Origin of the sequence: Bartonella sp. CM31XJBT, from assembly GCF_028618555.1 — a bacterium.
Taxonomy (GTDB): domain Bacteria; phylum Pseudomonadota; class Alphaproteobacteria; order Rhizobiales; family Rhizobiaceae; genus Bartonella.
The window spans coordinates 1-16,761 of the sequence record NZ_JAQITD010000002.1 but is presented as its reverse complement, the minus strand read 5'-3'; the positions used below and the strand labels follow the sequence as shown (position 1 = coordinate 16,761).

The window sequence follows — 16,761 nt, the reverse complement described above, 5'->3', positions numbered from 1 at the left end:
TTAGGTCTCCTCGCCATGATCAAAATGCTTTTGAAACGAAAAATTAAAGCCGTTGAGAGAGTAACTCATACCCCCAACTGCTTTTTTATTATTTTCACGTAAAGTGGGGTCAATTCACCAGATTTTATAACGGTTGTCTTGTCTCCAAAAGTTACCAAATAATGTGACCCTTTGCCTGCATCAGGAGCTTCACTGTAATGAATGCCTCTTTTTCTGGCTTCTTTACGTAATTCTCTAAGCAGTGCTTCTCGTTTCATTTAGCCTCCCCTTTTTTCATAAAATGAATATCGCACAAAAAGGTTCGATAGTCAACAATAAATCGAACAAAAAAGTTTGATACAGACTCTTAATGAAAGGATATTTATTGAAAAGTTAAAAGCAGAAATAAGAAAGCCATGCCATTTGTGTGACATGTTTTTTTGATGAATAATTTGTCAAATAATATTATAATGTAATACTTAAAAAACTGTTATTAATAAACTGAAATAATTGAATAAATATGCAAATTATGCTAAGATTTTTCATGTATAAATTGCAAATCTAATGGGGCTACAAATATGCTAAATAAAGTGACGTTAATCGGGCGCCTTGGTGCTGATCCCGAAAGCAAAACAATGAATTCTGGAGCAGAAATAGTCAATTTTAGTATAGCGACTTCTGAGAGCTATACAGATAAAAAAACCAATCAAAAAGTAGAGAAAACAGAATGGCATTCAGTTGTGATTTTTAATCCGCATTTAGCAAAAATTGCACTTCAATATCTAAACAAAGGTTCAAAGGTTTACGTAGAAGGCAAATTACAGACACGCAAATGGCAAGATAAAAATGGGCATGACCGTTATACAACAGAGATTGTCTTACCACAATTCAAAGGCGAGTTGTATTTGCTTGATGCCAAAAAAGATCAATCGGCATCCCCTACCCCTTCACCTATTACTTCTCAAAATTATGCTATCGCTTCAGGGGCTGCTGATCATAGTGCACTCATTAATAATGATAGCATACCATTCTGATTGAAAAAAATATGACAAAAAGAAAAAAACGTGCAAAACGCGGTCGTCCACGGATTAAAGGATGTATCAGAGAACCAAATGGACGTATCTCACGAGCAAAAACACCGCATGAACCCATGGATAAATTGGCAATTGAAATGCGTGCCAAACGCTTTGACTTGACCATAGAAGAGGCTAAAAATCCGCTTTCCGGCACCTATATCGGGCGGCTTTATTTGCAAGGCGAAATAAATCAAGACCAATATGATGCTGCGCAAAAATATCTTGAAGTGAAAAATGACTATTCGTGTGCAAAAGGTTTGCCAAGTGCTGTTTATGATAAAATGCCCTCATCTTCTGATGAGACAGCAAAAGAAAAATGGATTAAATTTGCAACAGAACAGTTTTCAAACATGCAAGAGGCTATCAAAGAAGCACAACACCTCTATAGACAGTATAATCTTTATGCCGCGATACAACATCTTGTTATAGAAAACCAAACATTACCACATCTTGTTAGTTCTTTGCGTATTGCTCTAAATGCTCTCCAGAAGTATTTTTATCCAAAAAATAAATGGTAAATGCTTTAACGTATAAACGATTTTTGGGAACGGAATATTTGCATCATTTGTTTGTAAAGCAGCATATTTAGGTAAAAAAATAAAAAAAACACAATATATTGATTTTTTTGTTGACAATATGTGAAAAGTCGTATTTAATGACGCTGCTGTACTGGTCGAATTGCGTCCAAAATTCAAAAATATCCTCTAAAAATTTAGTAAAATGTGATCTTGAAACGTGGCTAGAAAGCCCTGTTTTCTGGGTAATTCTGACTAATCTATTTTTCAAATAACAAAAATCAATAATTGACTAATGATGTCATTAATTATGACGCAAAAGGAGCAATGATGAAAGCTGTCATCACTAAGCCAATGTGTGTTGTTGGAGACAATAAAAGCACTGTTCGCTTTGAACCATCAACACCCAATAATCCATTTGTTGAAGTTTCTAATCAAGTCTACGCACGTCTCAAGCGCGCCAATGCTGCAAAACTTTTTGTTGACGTCAAGACAACAGCAAAAACAGATAAGGCAATTGAACAAATTAAACAGATAGAACAAGAAGCCGTACAAACATCGTCTGAACCAGTGACAGAGGAAATTCCACTCGAACAGCCAAAAGCATCTAAAGCTTCCAAGTCACCTACCCCAAAAAAGGCTTAGAAGTTGAAGTTAATCATCCACCAAAAATGGTATCTTCAACAGGTGAAGGATACCTTCACCAGTCTTCAAGCACCACGCCTTAATTGGGCTCTGCGTAATGCTCTAAACACTGCAGCAAAACAAGTTGAACGCTTTACTGAAAAGCAAGTTGCAGACATCTCATCAGCCCAAATAAAGCGTATAAGAAGAGGTGTTTATATTAAAGAAAAGGCGACAGCAAGGTTTCTTGAGACAGATATCATTGGTTCTGGAACACCAATACCTCTTAAATTTTTTAAAGTAAACGAAACAAAACGCGGCGTAACTTACACACTGTTTGGAAAGAAAGAAATCTTACCCCATGCTTTTATCAAGGGAGGCAGTTTTCCAAAGCGTGTTGATTTAAAAATGGGAGGGAATGTGTTTCAAAGAGCGGATGGAGATCAATTCCCTATTGCAAAACAAGAAGGACCATCAATTGCTAAAGTGATGTCCAAGCCAGAGATTGCTAGTGCTATTGCACAATATGCCAATGAAAGATTAACCAAAAACATACAGAGACAACTTTCTCGTCAAGAATACGCTGCTAATAAGAAAGGCTAGATCATGTTCTCAAGCTATGTTTGCTATACACTGAGATTTTCTTTCTTGACAAGATTCACGGAAAACGTATATCGTTAAATTAGGTGCCTAGAAAACACCTTAGATGCATAGCGGATAGATTGCCGAAACAGTTTATTTTCCGCATACTAAAGGCTTTGACTCATTATATGCTACATGCGTATAATAGATCTGTCGGGTGTAGTTACGCTATACAATACCCTTTATGGGAAAAGCGTGACGACGGACTATGCACCGTGTTTTCTAGCACCCGGCATTCTTTGTGGAGTGTCAATAGAAAACCTTTAACTGCATAGGAGTTCATTATGAACACTCTTATTAAAATTACAGAACAAACGATTGATCAAGAAACAGTTCAAGCCGTCAACGCACGCGAATTATATACATTTTTGGAAGTCAATTCTAATTTTAGAGATTGGATAAAAAACCGTATTAAAGAATACGGCTTCCTAGAAAATAAGGACTTTATAAGTTTCGCTAAAATTTTAGCGAAACCCAATGCCTCCCAAGAAAATCAGGACTTTGTGAGTTTTACTCAAAAAAGAGTAAAACCTAAAGGCGGTCGTCCAAGTACAGAATATCACATCACTTTAGACATGGCGAAAGAGCTCTCAATGGTGGAACGTAACGAGAAAGGACGTCAAGCACGCCGTTACTTTATTGAGTGTGAAAAGAAACTGAGAAACCAATCTGTTGATTATGATCGTGATACGCGCTTTGATTTGCCAAGTTATTGGGAAGGTATGAACGCTGGCGAAAAAGTTTTATATCTTTTAGGTCCTATTCATATGCGTCTTCTTGATGCCTTCAGAGTAGATGAAGAGAACAGAAAATATAAAGCCCTCATTAAAGAAGCAAAACAGGTGTTAGCTAGATCTGTCACAAAAGCTGCTTAAATTTAAAATATGATCTCATCTTCCCTGCTTGCAAAGTGGGGAGGATATTAATTCAAAGGAGATTATCGATAATGCTTCGCTTTTTCCAGAAAAAATACAATAAAATCAATGCAAAAGGTACTTCCCAGCGGGTTGGGTCTGTTGCGGGGCGGACGAGCGCGAACTATCGCTAGCGACAGAATTTTCAATTTGACTGTACATTGTACACACAACACATTGATAAATAACAATTTCAATATGTACACTGTACAGTATGTGATTATTTTTAGATAAAAATTATTTTTATTCTTGACATTGTTGCGTCAATGTCTATTTTCGAATCAGGTGCCTAGAAAACACCTTAAACACATAGCGGATTGGTTGCCGAAATAATCAGTCTTCCGCACATTAAAGACTTTGACTCATTGTATGTTAGGCGCATATAATAACTTTGTCGGGTGTAGTTATGCTATACAATACCCTTGTGGGGAAAGCATAACGACGGGCTATGTGCCGTGTTTTCTAGCACCCGGCATCCTCTTAGGACGTCAATACTTTTAGGATTTTTCAAAAAATAATTGACAGTTTCTGTGAACAGCTATAGTCTGATTGGCAGGCTTAAAACACCTCGTAACTAATCGGTTCAACAGTATCCCGAAAGATCTGTTGCCCATCATAAGAATTTTTGTCCAGGGTCTTCGTGTGTATGTCCAAGGGTAACCTAAAGATACGAAGGGCTGTATTAGTTCGGTTGTTTTAGCCCTGGATACTTTAACTTATAAAACAAAGGACTAATAAGATGAACACTCTAATTAAAATATCAGAACAAGCTGTTGGACAAGAAATTATTCAAACCGTTAATGCGCGTGAATTACATGTGTTTTTGGAAGTAAAACGAGACTTTTCCAATTGGATTAAAGACCGTATTAACAAATACAGCTTTCTCAAAAATCAGGATTATATAGTTTTCACCAATTTTGGCGAAAACCTCCAAGGCGGTCGTCCAAGTACAGAGTACCATCTCACTTTAGACATGGCAAAAGAGCTTTCCATGGTTGAACGTAACGAGAAAGGACGTCAAGCACGCCGTTACTTTATTGAGTGTGAGAAGAAACTGAGAAACCAAGCTGTTGATTATGAATTATTTTCTTATGAGTGTTTTAAAAAACCTGCAGGTATTGGAGAAATCTTAGGATTGATGATGAGGCGTTTGTTGGATGCAAATGACCTCGAAAAAGAGCTTGATCATTACAAATCAGTTACAAAAGAAGCTAAGCGCGTTTTAGCAAGATCTGTCGTAAAAGCTGCTTAGATTTAAAACACATCTCCCCTCCCCGTTCTCAAAATGGGGAGGTGGTTGGTTTAGCTGCCACTTGCTTTTTTTAAGACTTCACCCATACGTGTTCGCCAGTCTTTTCCTTGTTTTTTAAAAGAAGCAATAACGTTTGGGTCAAGGCGTAGAGTAACCGCTTGTTTGGGAGATTCAACGGGTGGACGCCCACGTTTACGGCGTTCTTCTGTTACATATTTAAAAAAGGAAGGTGGTAAAACATCTTTAGCTGGCTTTAAGCGTGCAAGTTCTTCATCTGTTAGTGGTGGGGAATCCACAGCGTCCCAATCTTCTTTTGTATAATCACATCCTGCTTCAAAGGTTTTTTTGATAGTCATTGAAAACCTCTCTTTCTTTTTTATTCGCTTGACGAAAACTGATAATGGATATCGCTTCATTGCCAAGCTTTGCAAAAACAATAACTGTTGTGCCATTCGCAAAATGTCCAATAGCCTTCATGCGGTTTGAATGTGTTGCATCAATAAGAGCATGTTCCCAGTCAAAGTAAATAACATCAGCAAAATCAAGCTTATGTTTAACAATGTTTAAAGCTCTTTTTGGTTCATCCCACACTATCTTCATATATTTTATGTACACGAAAAATAAAACCTTGTCAATAATTAAAGTGTACAATAATTCGTATATACCATTCAAAATGGAGCAACTATGAATAAGAAGAATCGTGAGGGGATATCGATTCGTGCGTTTGCGAAGAAGATGGGTGTTTCACATAATGCGGTGGTTTCACGGATAAAGACAGGTAAATTTGATGCGGCTCTTTTTGAAGATGGTTCTGTCAATGAAGCCCTTGCCACAAGCATCTGGAATGAGAATCCAACAAAGCGCCCTGCTCCATTTTTAGCGCCTGATGGTCAACCGCGGACAAAGATCAAACAAGCCTCTACAGATGGAGCCAATGAATACAAGATAAAACTGGAGCGAATGCAAGTTGCGCTTGAAAGCGAAAAGATTGCCCTTGAACGCTTACGTGAAACAACCGTTGACCGTGAAGAAGTCAAGAGAGCAGCGCGTGAGTTTGGAAGAGCGCACCGTGATGCTATGTTGAATTTTCCTCATCGTTTTGGTGCAAGCATTGCTGCACAAGTTGGATGTGATGCGGCCAGCCTTATTGGTGCTATTGATTACACTATGAGAACCGCTTTGCTTGAGGCGGTTAATATTCCAGTGCCTTTTCATGATCCTCATTCTCCAGAGTTAGAGAACTTGCAAGAAACGAATAATGGATGACAATGCAGTCGAAGAATTTTTCGCCAATGCCAATAATGCAAGACAACCGGACCCACCGTATACGGTTTCGCAATGGGCGGATAAGAATAGATACCTTAGCACGGTAGCAAGTGCTGAACCTGGATTGTGGAGAACAAAGCGGACCCCCTATTTGCGCGAAATCATGGATAACCTTTCCTCTCACAAACCAATTGAAACAACTATTGTCATGAAAGGGGCGCAAGTTGGCATGTCAGAGGCAGGATTAAATTTCTGCGGTTATGCTATTCATTATAGTCCAGGACCTGCTCTTTATGTGATGCCAACGGTTGAGACAGCCAAAAAGCTTTCAAAGACGCGGCTTGATCCTATGATTATGGCAAGCCCTGCTTTAAGCAAACGCATTGCCCCAGCGCGGGCACGCGACAGTGGTAATACAATGTTTTCGAAAGAGTTTGATGGTGGTGCACTGATGCTTACAGGGGCAAACAGTGCTGCTGGTTTGCGTTCCATGCCTATTCGTTATCTGATTTTAGATGAGGTGGATGCCTATCCTCTCAGTGTGGATAACGAAGGTGATCCGGTGATGATTGCCGAAAAGCGGACCTCAACCTTTGTACAACGAAAGATCTTTAAATTGTCCACACCCACCCACCGTGACACAAGCCGTATTGCCAAGGATTTTGTGCTAGGAGACCAGCGATATTACAACGTGCCTTGTGATGCATGTGGTGTTCTACAGCCCATTGTTTGGTCACAAATTAAGTGGCCAAAAGGCGCCCCCGAAAAAGCTGTGTTTGTTTGTGCCCATTGTGGTCATGAACATGCCGAGCACAGAAAAACAGATCTCATGAGTGAAGAACGAGGAGCATGTTGGGTACCAACCAGTGAATCAAGCAGACCCAATTTGCGTTCTTATCATATTTCGGCACTCTATTCCCCTTGGCTTACTTGGGGGGAATGCGCAAGAGAGTTTTTAAATGCCAAGGATGATCCAGCTCTTCTACAGCCTTTTGTCAATACAGTGCTTGGAGAGCCATGGGAGGACAGAACAGGCGAAGTTGTTGACCCAGATAGCCTCTATGCAAAACGCGAAGATTATCCCCTTGCACCAGAACAAGCCGTGTTGTTAACAGCGGGTATTGATGTGCAAAATGACCGCTTAGAACTTGAAGTGGTGGGATGGGGACGCAGTGAAGAAAGTTGGCATATTGATTATCAAGTTATCCTTGGTGATCCCTCTTCTTTTGAAGTATGGGACCAGCTGGATGAATACCTTACAAAACGCTGGCCACATACAGGCTATAAAGAGGGAATTAGGATAACAGCTGCTTGTATTGATACCGGTGGTGGACACACACAAGCGGTTTATAATTACGTGCGCCCCCGTGAGGGACGACGTATCTGGGGAATTAAGGGGCAAGCGGGATGGCGTGCGGTATGGCCACGCCGTCCAAGTAGAAACAACAAAGGACAGATTAATCTCTATATTGTTGGGGTTGATGCAGCAAAAGATATTATCACGGCACGGTTTAAAAAATCCGGTCCTGAAGCATCGGGTGCTGGTGCAACACACTTTCACAAAAACCTTGATCGGGAATATTTTGACCAACTGACCGCTGAAAGAAAAGTCATCAAATATTTTAAAGGCTTCAAGCGTATTGAATGGCAAAAAAGTGAAAAGGCAAGAAACGAAGCCTTGGACTGTAGGGTCTATGCTTATGCTGCTTTACAAGGTCTGATTTCGGCAGGAATAAACCTTAATCGAGAAGTCGATATCTTAGAAGAGCGTCTGGAAAAACTTAAAATTGAAGGCTCTTTAGAGCAGCCAACATCAGAACATGTGCCCTCTCCTTCTCCAAGAAGATCTCAGACAGCACAACCTCAAAGGAAACAATCCAGAACGGTGATGAATCCTTATATGCAAGGGGATTGGAGGTAATTTATGGATACAGACTTGAACCAAGTAAACAGCAAAACTGACAGACTGGAAAGTTTAAAAAAGCGGCGTGAACAAATTGAAGAAGCTCTTTATTCGGGAGCACAATCGGTGCGCCATGGCGATAAGCAAGTCAGCAACCGTTCTGTTGAGGAACTGCGCAGAGCGCTTGAGATGCTGAACACACAAATAGCCAACCTTGAAGGACGCAAGCGTTCACGCGTTTTCTATTTTAATATATCACGAGGCTATTAATGGCTGGTTTTTTCAATAAACTCACGGGCTTTTTTACAATTTCTCGTCAACACAATCCCCATTTTGAAGCGGCAAGCAAAAGCCGCCGTATGGGTGGTTTTGACCCCGCAAAAAAACATATCAATAAAGCGATTGAAGAATGCGGTGATACCATTGTTGCCCGTTCAAGATGGCTTTATGACAATGAAGCTCTTTATGGTTCTGCAACGGAGGAATGGGTCTCTGCGGCTGTAAGTGATGGGATTAAACCTTATCCTCGTATTGAAGGCTTTCAAGAAGAAAAGAAAAAGCTTTTAGACTTATGGTGGCAATGGGTTGATGAAGCAGATTATGATGAAGATACCAGCTTTTATGGGCTGCAAGCAACCATTGCACGAGAGGTCTTTTTAACCGGAGAGTGCTTTGTAAGATTGCATTATGTTGATCTCTACGGACGCTCTGGTGTACCGCTTCAATTACAAGTTTATCCCACGGAAATGTTGGACCTTTCCTACAATGGACCGGCTGAGATTGAAGGCAATTACATTCGTATGGGAATTGAATTTAATGCCAGTGGCAAGCGCGTTGCTTATCATTTCTGGGAACATCACCCCTATGATGATGTCCCTGCAAATATGGCATTTGAGAGCCAAGAGCGCGTGCGTGTCCCCGCTGAAATGATCCTGCACATCAAAGAGCGCCGTATCGCAGGACAATTGCGCGGTTCTCCCAAAATAACGCGCTGTATGACAAAGATCTTTCAACTCGAATCCTATGACGACGCAGAACTCGATAGAAAAAGGACGGCGGCTCTTTTCGCGGCGTTTGTCAAGGACAATTCACCAAACGTCGAAAAATTATCCGATAATCGTGATAAAAACAACGTTGAAGAAGAATACAAAGCACCTGTCATTGCGCCCGGTGCATCTCTTTATTTAGGAGAGAATAAAGAAGTTACATTCTCAAATCCTGTTGAGGTTGGTGGCTCTTATGAGGCTTTTCAATTTCGCAATATCTTGAAAATTTGTGCAGCACTTAATATGCCTTATGCCGTTGTGACTGGAGACGTTACGCGGGGGAATTTTTCAAATGTACGCACCTCCATCATTCAGTTTAGACGGCACGTCAAACAATGGCGTGAACATATTATTGCCTTTCAGTTTAACCGCATTGTTTGGGAGCGTTTTGTTGAAATGGCAGTGCTTGCTGGATGCGTCAATTTGCCAGGGTGGGAAGAAAATTCCTTGCCATGGCTTCAATGTGAAAGCTTTGCACCCCCGCTTGAAATGATTGATCCAAACAAGGATATCTCAGCGGAAAAAGAAGAAATTCGTGCAGGCTTGAAAACACGACGCATGGCACTTGCCGAGCGTGGCTTTGATATCGACAGCATTCATGCCGAACTTGAAGAAGAGCACACAGACGCTCGTGCGCGCGGCTTATCTTTTGACACGGATATGGCAGCGCCTTCTGGTGAAAATCAAGCGATTGATACAGCAGATTCAGAACCTTCTGAGACTTATGAAAGTAACCAAGGCAGTGAGGCACATAAAAATGGTGAATAATCTTGATATGCCGTTCTTGGCATCACGGCTTTTTGGGGTTCCACATATGCTTGCCTCGACAAAACTTGATGTCATTTTGAATGCTCTTGCACCGCGTCTTTTTGAGGGAGAAAAGTTTGCCCCTGGGGCTTTTGCGCAAGGGGATACAACGGCTTTAAGACCCCCTGAAACTTATGTAGTACAAAACAATGTTGCTATCCTACCGGTTCATGGCACGCTTGTGCGCCGTGGTGCATGGCTTGGGGCTTTATCGGGGCTAACCTCTTATGAAGGTTTAAGCGCTTCTTTTCGTGAAGCCATTGCACAACCTGATGTTCGTGCTGTCTTACTTGATATTGACAGCGGCGGTGGAGAAGCCGGTGGTGTGTTTGATTTGGTTGAAGAGTTTCAAACACTCTCAAAACAATACAATAAACCCATTTGGGCACATGCCAATGAGTTTGCCTGTTCTGCAGCTTATGCCATTGCTTGTTCTGCTTCTCAAATATGGGTTGCTCGCACGGGTGTTGTAGGCTCGATTGGAGTTGTTTGTGCTCATCTTGACCAGTCCCGTGCAGATGAAAAACACGGGTATAAATGGACCTTTGTCTTTGAAGGTGATCACAAAACCCATGGCAACCCTCACGAACCCTTGAGCGATACAGCACAGATAAAAATGCAAACCGATTGCGCCCTGCTCTACGAGATGTTTGTCGATTTGGTGGCGCAAAACAGACGCTTAAATGCTGCTGCAATTCGTGACACAAAAGCAGAAACTTTTATAGGCACCCAAGCGATCACGCTTGGATTAGCAGATGCGCAAGGCACCCTTGCGCAAGCTTTGGAAGCCTTAACGGATTCCATATCACAAAACCCAACATCAACAGAAAAAGAAGGACAAAACACATGGCACGCACACAATACCGCGCTGAAGAAGATGATGACGAAAAGATCGTCGACATCATCAATGACGAGGAAGAGGACGAAGGCGATAGCGACATCGACAAAAACGCCGAAGACTTCGACGATGAAGAAGAAAACGAAGATGAGGATGAAGACAACGAAGACAAGCAGGAAAACATAAAAGCTGCTCTTGAAAAAGAAAGAAAGCGCGCAAAAGCACTAACAACCCTTGAAAGGCAAGCAAAGCACTTAGGCGTTTCTTTTGACGCAGCAAAAGCTATTCAAAAAGGTATGAGTATCGAGAAAGCACGCCAGTGTGTGTTGACGGCTGCTAGCTCTCAAAGCGCGTCTTTAAAAGTCTCGCCTTATACCCCTCATAGTGATGGGACGAGCAAGGCAAAGATTCATACAAAATGGGAAGCAGCTTGGAGGGCAGTGAAATGACGAATATTATTTATGACGACGTACGCAATGGCGCTTATCTTGGACCCTACGACCCCGATATGTCAAACGAAGAAGTGGTGTTTGCATCAGGAGCATTCATTGAAGCGGGAACTGTCATGGGAAAGATAACCACAACGGAATACTATGTCCCCCTTAATCCAGCAGCAACAGATGGCAGTCAAACACCGGCAGGGATTTCTTTTGCTACTGTTGACGCAACAGGCGCCGATCAACGCGCTGTGATTACAGCACGCTTATGCACTGTAAAAGCTTCTGAACTGCTATGGCCAGATGCCATCACGGATGAGAAAAAGAAAGCAGCCATTCAGTCTTTAGAAGACAAAAACAACATTCTATTGCGATAGGAGAATGCGCACATGGATATGAACTTTTTTAAACATGATGCTTTCTCAAGCATCACAATGATGAAAGCCATCGAAAACTATGAGTTTCAACCTGGTCTTGTAAGTTCTCTTAATCTCTTTGAAGAAGTTGAAACCAGTACCACAGTGGTTGGGATTGAACGGCGTGATAATACATTTTCGCTTATTCAAACCAGTGAACGTGGCGCACCTTTGACAGAAGGTGATAGAGAGGGTCGTAATCTTCGGTTTTTCAAAACAACACGGATTGCCAAAAGTGATACGGTGAAATCAGAAGAAATCCAAAACCGTCGTGAATTTGGCGCAGAAGATCAGTTAGAGACAGCAATGAAATATATTGCCAGAAAACAAAAGAAACTGATTTCTGAAATCGAATTGACATGGGAAAATATGCAGCTTGGCGCTGTTCAAGGTGTTGTCCTTGATGCTGATGGTTCCGTAATTGTCGATTGGTACAAAGAATGGGAAATCGCACCACCAAAGCCGATTGATTTTAAATTAAATAATGAGACAACCAATGTTGCGGACCATGTTGATCAAGTCATTATGAGGATGATTGAAGCTTCAAAGGGAGCTTTTTCTGATCGTTCACGCATTATTGGGCTTTGTGGAAATGAATTCTTTTCCAAGTTGAAAAACCATAAAACAATTCGTGAGACCTATTTAAACACAGCCTTAGCACAGACACTCAATAGCGCCGGAGGTGTTGCAACACCAAGTTCGATTGGCTCTGGGAGCTTTGGTAGTTTTGACTTTGCGGGTGTGACTTTCATTAATTACCGGAGTATTCACAACTATAATGTGAGTGCGAAGGCTGGAACAAAGCGCGCCATAGGCATTAAGCCTGATGAATGTCAATTCTTTCCTGTTGATGCGCCTGGTGTCTTCCAAAAAACCTTTGCTCCTGGTGAAAGCTTGGATTTTGCCAACACGGTTGGAAGACCTCTCTACACGATGCTTATCGTCGACCACGACCGTAATGCATGGGTAAAACCGGAGGTCTATAGCTATCCGCTTTACATTTGCACACGCCCTGAAATGCTGTTTAAAGCCGTGATTGGAGCGAAATAACATGCGATGGCACGGGCTGCTAAACCAAATGGTTAAAGATGTACGCAACACTTTTGGGCAGCCCATCATCTACACGCGAAAAGACAGCCAGCAATCTTTTCGTATCACAGCGATTTACGGCATTAAGCATTCAGAATCGGACGCCGGTGGCAGAATCCCCACCACAATTCCAAGAAAGGAACTTGATCTTTGTATCAATGACATCGGGGGAATACCACCAAACCCTCAAGATAGTGTTGTAATCATTTCTCCTGAAAACAACAAAGCCCCCTCTTCTCAAGAGCACTTCGTGATCACAGATGTCCAAGCCTCAGAATCCGGTATGTATAAACTTATCTTGCGGGAGATAAAATAGTGATGTACATTTATACGATATACTACTTAAAAATCAATAAGGGCGCCCAAGAGCTCTAACCACTGCAGCAAATCCGGGATTAGCAGTAAATTCATAATTCCATGGTACGCCGGTACGGCGACTGATTTGGCATCCTTGATATGTTATAGCTACTGATGCAATTCGTGTCCAAGTGGTTCGTTCATTCTTTTCAGAGCTTTCAAACACAATAGCCTGATTTGTTACCAAAAGACGTCCATCCCACTTGTTCTTTCTACCGTCAATGAATCTGGTATTTTCTTGAACTCCCAAAAGTTTTTCATTGCGTGCTAAACGATAATCATACTCACTCGCATCAAGCTCTTGAAACATTTCACATGCTTCAAAAAAATCAAAGGGAGGGATATCTGGTTGTAACATCGCAACTTCTTGTTCAAAGCTTTTTTCCTTTTTTGTTTCATGATAAACAATGAGAACACAAAGTAAAACAATAAGAAAAGGCAATAATAACCAAGGAACATTTATTATTGCTACAATGCCTCCAATCAATAGAGCACAAAGGAGAAAGCTCTTTATTCCCTTTTCCAGTTGTTCCTTTTTAAGTGCTGGAGATGTTTTATTAACGACTGAGAAATCAGAAGAAGGATGTGCAGGAGGGAGCGACCTTGAAGCCTGTTCTGGAACTTTCTCTTCAAAACGTTTTTTGCGTTTATCTTGCCAATAAGCGAAAATGGAAAACGCAAAAAACGCAAAGAAAATTAACCAAAACCATCCCCAAAAGCCTAATCCATCATCTTTGTCTGGTTTGTTAACTTGAGTGGGGGTAACTTGCTTATCGGTATTCTCAGCTGGTGCTTGAGACACGCTTTCGTTTTGAGTAGCAACATCTATTGAGGAAGTCGAGGAGGAGGTAACAATTTCATTATTGTATGCAACTTGATCTGACTTATCTTTGTATACAAAACCACCTACTATCGCAGAGCCGATAAATAATAAAGCTCCAATACCAAGAGTTTTCAGTCCGTTTTTCCGCCATTTCTTTATACATACTAAAACAAGTCCGACAATCATCACTGGCAATGATAACAAACATACGATCATTGCAATTGTATCAAGGGTATCCAGCATTACCTCCCCCTCCGCTATAAACAAGAAAGTAAAGTGGGAAATTTAAAGTGAGTCGACAAATAAAGTAAAGACGTACTTATATAATTTAGAAAAAAGTAGTATTACTTATTGACATTGTGGCAACAATATGAATAATCGAATCAGGTGCCTCAAAAACACCTTAAACCAATAGCGGATAGATTGCCGAAACAATCTCTTTTCCGCACATTAAAGGCTTTGACTCATTGTATGTTACACGCATATAATGATCTCGTCGGGTGTGGTTATGCTATACAATACTCTTGATGGGAAAAGCATAACGACGGACTATTGGCCGTGTTTTTGAGCACCCGGCACTTTATTTATAAAAGTGTCAATCAAAAACGTCTAACCAATAGGAGTTCATCATGAACACTCTTATAGAAATTAAAGGAAACACTGCTAATAGTGCTATCCATCAAACTATGTCTAGTCGTGAAATTGCTGATTTGTGTAAAAAGCAGCACGCACATATTATGCGTGATATCAAGAAGATGCTTGAAGAACTTAACGGCTCCAAATTTGGATTGGTTGATTTTATCGGTACTTACGTTGATGCAAAAGGTGAAAGCCGCCCTTGTTATAACTTACCTAAGCGCGAATGTTTAATTCTTGTTTCTGGTTACAGTACTGCTTTACGAGCAAAGATTATTGACCGCTGGCAAAAGTTGGAAAAGCAGGTAGCTGTTCCACAGATAGACTACTCAAGTCCTCAAGCAATGATTGGCTTTTTGACACATTTACAAAACCAAATTGAGCAAAAGGATAACACCATTGCTGAATTAGCACCAAAAGCAGAGGCTTTGGAAGGTCTAAAACGCTCTGATGGTTTGTTTGGTTTAATTGAAGCCGCGAAGATGTTGGAAGTACGACCTAAGGATTTAACGGATTACTTGCGACAAAATGATTGGGTGTATCGACGTGCTCCAGGGGCGCCATTGTTACCTTATCAGGATAAGATCAAGAAAGGATTCATGGATTGCCCTGCTATTACCATTCAAAGACCGGATGGAACAGAAAAGGTGCTGCCTTCAACGAAAATCACATCTAGAGGATTGGCATGTTTGAGAGAACAAATCTTTGGGGGTGTGCAATGAAGGTAGATACTAACTTCTTATGCGATTTGTGGATAACGTTGTTTCAGTTTGTCAATTGTGAATATGTAGATGATAAAAATTGTAGTGCTCTGGTTGACATCATGGGGGTGGTAGAAAAAGCTTTGATTGTAAAACTTCAAGATGAAGTGCCGAATATTACAAAGATTCTAGCAGTTCTTACAGGTTTTGGAACTTCAGAACTACCGCATAGCATGAATCCGTTATTGCAAGCTTATGCTCCTACTTTGGAAAGTCCTGTTGTAAAAGCTGCTTAACTTAAAAACACAACTCCCCTCCCTGTTCTTAAAATGGGGAGTGGTCAAGAGGCTTCTTTAGGTAAGAACTCAAAATGAACGGGTTTAAAACCAGTTAAATCATAATCCGTAAGATCGGCAGTATCAACAAAGTTTTCTGCTTCTTCATCCGTCTTAAAAACAGGCATTTGTTTTAATTTAGAGGTTTTCATAAAAATTAAATTTCTTTTGATGTGTATAGAATTTTAAAAGATTCAAAGTTTAGAAGAAATGTATCTGTTTAAACTCACACCATTTTCAGCGGCTTGTATTGCAAGTTTTCTATGGAGTTCTGGTGGTATTCTTAATTGAAACTTACCACTGTATTTACCATGTGACAAAGGCACAGGAACTTCTTCTCCATTATGTTGCATGTCCTCAACAACTTCTGAAACAAGGTCCATAATACCTTTTAAAGCTTTCTCTGCTTGAGCATCTAACCATGAAAGGGATGGGAATTCTGCACACAATCCGACATATTCCTCATCTTCTTGCGACCACAAAACACGATATGTATAATGATTATTGTTCATGTTTCATCCTTTCTATCGCTTGTAAGACTTGTTTGACTTGATAAGCTTTTGCTTTGTTACCAGAATCTTTTTGAATATTCACACGAGGATCACCAAGCCACGGTGTTTTAAAAACAAAGTGGCTTGTACCATTGTTCCGCGGTTCTCCAAAGAAATAGACACATACAGCCAACAAATCTGAAAACTTGATGTTCTTTGGTGACGCTTTCATCAAGCTGATTATTTTTTCAACTTTATTACTCATAACCAATGATAGTATCATTATTAATCCTAGTCAATCATTTTATGCACTTAATTGAACAGGAGCCCCCATGCATCCGAGAGAAACGATAAGGGAAAGCTTTGTTGCTTTGATAAAGGCAGCAAAAACAGCAGCTGGTGACAATGTTTTCAATATGCGTGATTTCAACTTCTCCCCTGAAAACACGCCTGCAATTAACATTTTCACACAAAGTGAAACGATTGAAGATGGCTATGATTATGGAATAAGGCGGCGTGTTTTAACGCTAGATGTTGAATGTTATGCGACATGTGAAGATGGTGCACGCTTTGTTGACCAATTAGCATGGGAAGTTGAGGAGGTTTTCTACGCT

The 16,761-nt window shown here is 40.7% G+C and carries 24 protein-coding genes and 1 pseudogene; 18 read left to right on the top strand and 7 right to left on the bottom strand.

The window, feature by feature from the left end; all coding sequences use genetic code 11:
• Positions 1–65: 65 nt before the first annotated feature.
• The gene (locus PVV63_RS01560; RefSeq protein ID WP_004859817.1) at positions 66–257 is read right to left on the bottom strand and encodes a hypothetical protein; all 192 of its coding nucleotides are present in this window, start codon (positions 255–257) and stop codon (positions 66–68) included.
• 300 nt (positions 258–557) lie between these two features.
• Here PVV63_RS01560 and ssb point away from each other — a divergent pair, with 300 nt between their 5' ends.
• The 6 genes from ssb (at position 558) to PVV63_RS01530 (ending at position 5,002) form a co-directional block, all read left to right on the top strand.
• Positions 558–1,013 carry a single-stranded DNA-binding protein gene (gene ssb, locus PVV63_RS01555; RefSeq protein ID WP_273790332.1) on the top strand — a complete coding sequence of 152 codons (456 nt, stop codon included), beginning with the start codon at positions 558–560 and terminating at the stop codon, positions 1,011–1,013.
• A gap of 11 nt (positions 1,014–1,024) precedes the next feature.
• On the top strand, positions 1,025–1,573 hold the full coding sequence (locus PVV63_RS01550) for a hypothetical protein (protein ID WP_273790331.1): 549 nt from the start codon (positions 1,025–1,027) through the stop codon (positions 1,571–1,573).
• A gap of 327 nt (positions 1,574–1,900) precedes the next feature.
• Positions 1,901–2,215: a hypothetical protein gene (locus tag PVV63_RS01545; protein ID WP_273790330.1), complete on the top strand. Its 315-nt coding sequence runs from the start codon at positions 1,901–1,903 to the stop codon at positions 2,213–2,215.
• A gap of 3 nt (positions 2,216–2,218) precedes the next feature.
• A complete protein-coding gene (locus PVV63_RS01540) occupies positions 2,219–2,797 on the top strand; it encodes a hypothetical protein (protein WP_273790329.1) in 579 nt (192 codons plus the stop codon).
• Between the two features lie 323 nt (positions 2,798–3,120).
• Positions 3,121–3,711: an antA/AntB antirepressor family protein gene (locus PVV63_RS01535; protein WP_273790328.1), complete on the top strand. Its 591-nt coding sequence runs from the start codon at positions 3,121–3,123 to the stop codon at positions 3,709–3,711.
• Positions 3,712–4,489: 778 nt separating this feature from the next.
• Complete coding sequence (locus PVV63_RS01530) at positions 4,490–5,002, top strand: antA/AntB antirepressor family protein (protein ID WP_273790327.1); 513 nt, start codon at positions 4,490–4,492, stop codon at positions 5,000–5,002.
• 50 nt (positions 5,003–5,052) lie between these two features.
• Here the strand turns inward: PVV63_RS01530 and PVV63_RS01525 are convergent, their stop codons facing one another.
• Both PVV63_RS01525 and PVV63_RS01520 read right to left on the bottom strand, forming a co-directional pair.
• The gene (locus tag PVV63_RS01525; RefSeq protein ID WP_273790326.1) at positions 5,053–5,358 is read right to left on the bottom strand and encodes a BrnA antitoxin family protein; all 306 of its coding nucleotides are present in this window, start codon (positions 5,356–5,358) and stop codon (positions 5,053–5,055) included.
• Positions 5,336–5,602, bottom strand: a complete 267-nt coding sequence (locus PVV63_RS01520) for a BrnT family toxin (RefSeq protein WP_273790325.1) — start codon at positions 5,600–5,602, stop codon at positions 5,336–5,338. The genes PVV63_RS01525 and PVV63_RS01520 overlap by 23 nt, the downstream gene beginning before the upstream one ends.
• An 84-nt stretch (positions 5,603–5,686) precedes the next feature.
• Between PVV63_RS01520 and PVV63_RS01515 the strand changes: the two genes are divergently transcribed.
• The 9 genes from PVV63_RS01515 to PVV63_RS01475 all read left to right on the top strand — a co-directional run bounded on the left by PVV63_RS01515 (position 5,687) and on the right by PVV63_RS01475 (position 13,120).
• Positions 5,687–6,268, top strand: coding sequence for a hypothetical protein (locus tag PVV63_RS01515; protein WP_273790324.1), 582 nt, complete (start codon positions 5,687–5,689; stop codon positions 6,266–6,268).
• Positions 6,261–8,189 carry a phage terminase large subunit family protein gene (locus PVV63_RS01510; protein WP_273790323.1) on the top strand — a complete coding sequence of 643 codons (1,929 nt, stop codon included), beginning with the start codon at positions 6,261–6,263 and terminating at the stop codon, positions 8,187–8,189. Before PVV63_RS01515 ends, PVV63_RS01510 begins: the two co-directional genes overlap by 8 nt.
• A gap of 3 nt (positions 8,190–8,192) precedes the next feature.
• The gene (locus PVV63_RS01505) at positions 8,193–8,441 is read left to right on the top strand and encodes a phage head-tail joining protein (RefSeq protein ID WP_273724442.1); all 249 of its coding nucleotides are present in this window, start codon (positions 8,193–8,195) and stop codon (positions 8,439–8,441) included.
• Positions 8,441–9,985 (top strand): phage portal protein, encoded by a 1,545-nt coding sequence (locus PVV63_RS01500; protein ID WP_273790322.1) that lies wholly within the window; start codon positions 8,441–8,443, stop codon positions 9,983–9,985. The genes PVV63_RS01505 and PVV63_RS01500 overlap by 1 nt, the downstream gene beginning before the upstream one ends.
• Positions 9,975–11,048, top strand: a complete 1,074-nt coding sequence (locus PVV63_RS01495) for a S49 family peptidase (protein ID WP_273790321.1) — start codon at positions 9,975–9,977, stop codon at positions 11,046–11,048. Before PVV63_RS01500 ends, PVV63_RS01495 begins: the two co-directional genes overlap by 11 nt.
• Before the next feature lie 110 nt (positions 11,049–11,158).
• Positions 11,159–11,311, top strand: a complete 153-nt coding sequence (locus tag PVV63_RS01490) for a hypothetical protein (RefSeq protein ID WP_273790320.1) — start codon at positions 11,159–11,161, stop codon at positions 11,309–11,311.
• Positions 11,308–11,676 (top strand): head decoration protein, encoded by a 369-nt coding sequence (locus tag PVV63_RS01485; RefSeq protein ID WP_273790319.1) that lies wholly within the window; start codon positions 11,308–11,310, stop codon positions 11,674–11,676. Before PVV63_RS01490 ends, PVV63_RS01485 begins: the two co-directional genes overlap by 4 nt.
• Before the next feature lie 12 nt (positions 11,677–11,688).
• A complete protein-coding gene (locus tag PVV63_RS01480) occupies positions 11,689–12,765 on the top strand; it encodes a major capsid protein (protein WP_273790318.1) in 1,077 nt (358 codons plus the stop codon).
• Position 12,766: 1 nt separating this feature from the next.
• Positions 12,767–13,120: a hypothetical protein gene (locus PVV63_RS01475; RefSeq protein ID WP_273790317.1), complete on the top strand. Its 354-nt coding sequence runs from the start codon at positions 12,767–12,769 to the stop codon at positions 13,118–13,120.
• 33 nt (positions 13,121–13,153) lie between these two features.
• Here PVV63_RS01475 and PVV63_RS01470 read toward each other — a convergent pair whose 3' ends face one another.
• Entirely contained in the window at positions 13,154–14,227 is a 1,074-nt protein-coding gene (locus PVV63_RS01470) for a hypothetical protein (protein ID WP_273790316.1), read from the bottom strand.
• A 386-nt stretch (positions 14,228–14,613) separates the two neighbouring features.
• On the opposite strand from PVV63_RS01470, the gene PVV63_RS01465 reads away from it, so the two are divergent.
• Positions 14,614–15,342 carry a Rha family transcriptional regulator gene (locus PVV63_RS01465; RefSeq protein ID WP_273790315.1) on the top strand — a complete coding sequence of 243 codons (729 nt, stop codon included), beginning with the start codon at positions 14,614–14,616 and terminating at the stop codon, positions 15,340–15,342.
• Positions 15,339–15,617 carry a hypothetical protein gene (locus tag PVV63_RS01460; RefSeq protein ID WP_273790314.1) on the top strand — a complete coding sequence of 93 codons (279 nt, stop codon included), beginning with the start codon at positions 15,339–15,341 and terminating at the stop codon, positions 15,615–15,617. The genes PVV63_RS01465 and PVV63_RS01460 overlap by 4 nt, the downstream gene beginning before the upstream one ends.
• 44 nt (positions 15,618–15,661) lie before the next feature.
• On the opposite strand, the gene PVV63_RS01455 is transcribed toward PVV63_RS01460, so the two are convergent.
• From PVV63_RS01455 to PVV63_RS01445, 3 genes are read right to left on the bottom strand one after another with little or no spacing between them, the layout of a single operon-like run.
• The gene (locus PVV63_RS01455) at positions 15,662–15,808 is read right to left on the bottom strand and encodes a CopG family antitoxin (protein ID WP_273790313.1); all 147 of its coding nucleotides are present in this window, start codon (positions 15,806–15,808) and stop codon (positions 15,662–15,664) included.
• Between the two features lie 42 nt (positions 15,809–15,850).
• Positions 15,851–16,168, bottom strand: a complete 318-nt coding sequence (locus tag PVV63_RS01450; RefSeq protein WP_004856761.1) for a type II toxin-antitoxin system HicB family antitoxin — start codon at positions 16,166–16,168, stop codon at positions 15,851–15,853.
• Positions 16,158–16,430 carry a toxin HicA gene (locus tag PVV63_RS01445; protein WP_273790312.1) on the bottom strand — a complete coding sequence of 91 codons (273 nt, stop codon included), beginning with the start codon at positions 16,428–16,430 and terminating at the stop codon, positions 16,158–16,160. Before PVV63_RS01445 ends, PVV63_RS01450 begins: the two co-directional genes overlap by 11 nt.
• Before the next feature lie 49 nt (positions 16,431–16,479).
• On the opposite strand from PVV63_RS01445, the pseudogene PVV63_RS01440 reads away from it, so the two are divergent.
• Positions 16,480–16,761, top strand: a pseudogene (locus tag PVV63_RS01440) (hypothetical protein); the annotation flags it as partial.

Bases quoted from the DNA above. Each gene is read 5' to 3' on its own strand.
- PVV63_RS01560 (WP_004859817.1), bottom strand. From the start codon at position 257: ATGAAACGAGAAGCACTGCTTAGAGAATTACGTAAAGAAGCCAGAAAA.
- ssb (WP_273790332.1), top strand. From the start codon at position 558: ATGCTAAATAAAGTGACGTTAATCGGGCGCCTTGGTGCTGATCCCGAA.
- PVV63_RS01550 (WP_273790331.1), top strand. From the start codon at position 1,025: ATGACAAAAAGAAAAAAACGTGCAAAACGCGGTCGTCCACGGATTAAA.
- PVV63_RS01545 (WP_273790330.1), top strand. From the start codon at position 1,901: ATGAAAGCTGTCATCACTAAGCCAATGTGTGTTGTTGGAGACAATAAA.
- PVV63_RS01535 (WP_273790328.1), top strand. From the start codon at position 3,121: ATGAACACTCTTATTAAAATTACAGAACAAACGATTGATCAAGAAACA.
- PVV63_RS01530 (WP_273790327.1), top strand. From the start codon at position 4,490: ATGAACACTCTAATTAAAATATCAGAACAAGCTGTTGGACAAGAAATT.
- PVV63_RS01525 (WP_273790326.1), bottom strand. From the start codon at position 5,358: ATGACTATCAAAAAAACCTTTGAAGCAGGATGTGATTATACAAAAGAA.
- PVV63_RS01520 (WP_273790325.1), bottom strand. From the start codon at position 5,602: ATGAAGATAGTGTGGGATGAACCAAAAAGAGCTTTAAACATTGTTAAA.
- PVV63_RS01515 (WP_273790324.1), top strand. From the start codon at position 5,687: ATGAATAAGAAGAATCGTGAGGGGATATCGATTCGTGCGTTTGCGAAG.
- PVV63_RS01510 (WP_273790323.1), top strand. From the start codon at position 6,261: ATGGATGACAATGCAGTCGAAGAATTTTTCGCCAATGCCAATAATGCA.
- PVV63_RS01505 (WP_273724442.1), top strand. From the start codon at position 8,193: ATGGATACAGACTTGAACCAAGTAAACAGCAAAACTGACAGACTGGAA.
- PVV63_RS01500 (WP_273790322.1), top strand. From the start codon at position 8,441: ATGGCTGGTTTTTTCAATAAACTCACGGGCTTTTTTACAATTTCTCGT.
- PVV63_RS01495 (WP_273790321.1), top strand. From the start codon at position 9,975: ATGGTGAATAATCTTGATATGCCGTTCTTGGCATCACGGCTTTTTGGG.
- PVV63_RS01490 (WP_273790320.1), top strand. From the start codon at position 11,159: ATGAGTATCGAGAAAGCACGCCAGTGTGTGTTGACGGCTGCTAGCTCT.
- PVV63_RS01485 (WP_273790319.1), top strand. From the start codon at position 11,308: ATGACGAATATTATTTATGACGACGTACGCAATGGCGCTTATCTTGGA.
- PVV63_RS01480 (WP_273790318.1), top strand. From the start codon at position 11,689: ATGGATATGAACTTTTTTAAACATGATGCTTTCTCAAGCATCACAATG.
- PVV63_RS01475 (WP_273790317.1), top strand. From the start codon at position 12,767: ATGCGATGGCACGGGCTGCTAAACCAAATGGTTAAAGATGTACGCAAC.
- PVV63_RS01470 (WP_273790316.1), bottom strand. From the start codon at position 14,227: ATGCTGGATACCCTTGATACAATTGCAATGATCGTATGTTTGTTATCA.
- PVV63_RS01465 (WP_273790315.1), top strand. From the start codon at position 14,614: ATGAACACTCTTATAGAAATTAAAGGAAACACTGCTAATAGTGCTATC.
- PVV63_RS01460 (WP_273790314.1), top strand. From the start codon at position 15,339: ATGAAGGTAGATACTAACTTCTTATGCGATTTGTGGATAACGTTGTTT.
- PVV63_RS01455 (WP_273790313.1), bottom strand. From the start codon at position 15,808: ATGAAAACCTCTAAATTAAAACAAATGCCTGTTTTTAAGACGGATGAA.
- PVV63_RS01450 (WP_004856761.1), bottom strand. From the start codon at position 16,168: ATGAACAATAATCATTATACATATCGTGTTTTGTGGTCGCAAGAAGAT.
- PVV63_RS01445 (WP_273790312.1), bottom strand. From the start codon at position 16,430: ATGATACTATCATTGGTTATGAGTAATAAAGTTGAAAAAATAATCAGC.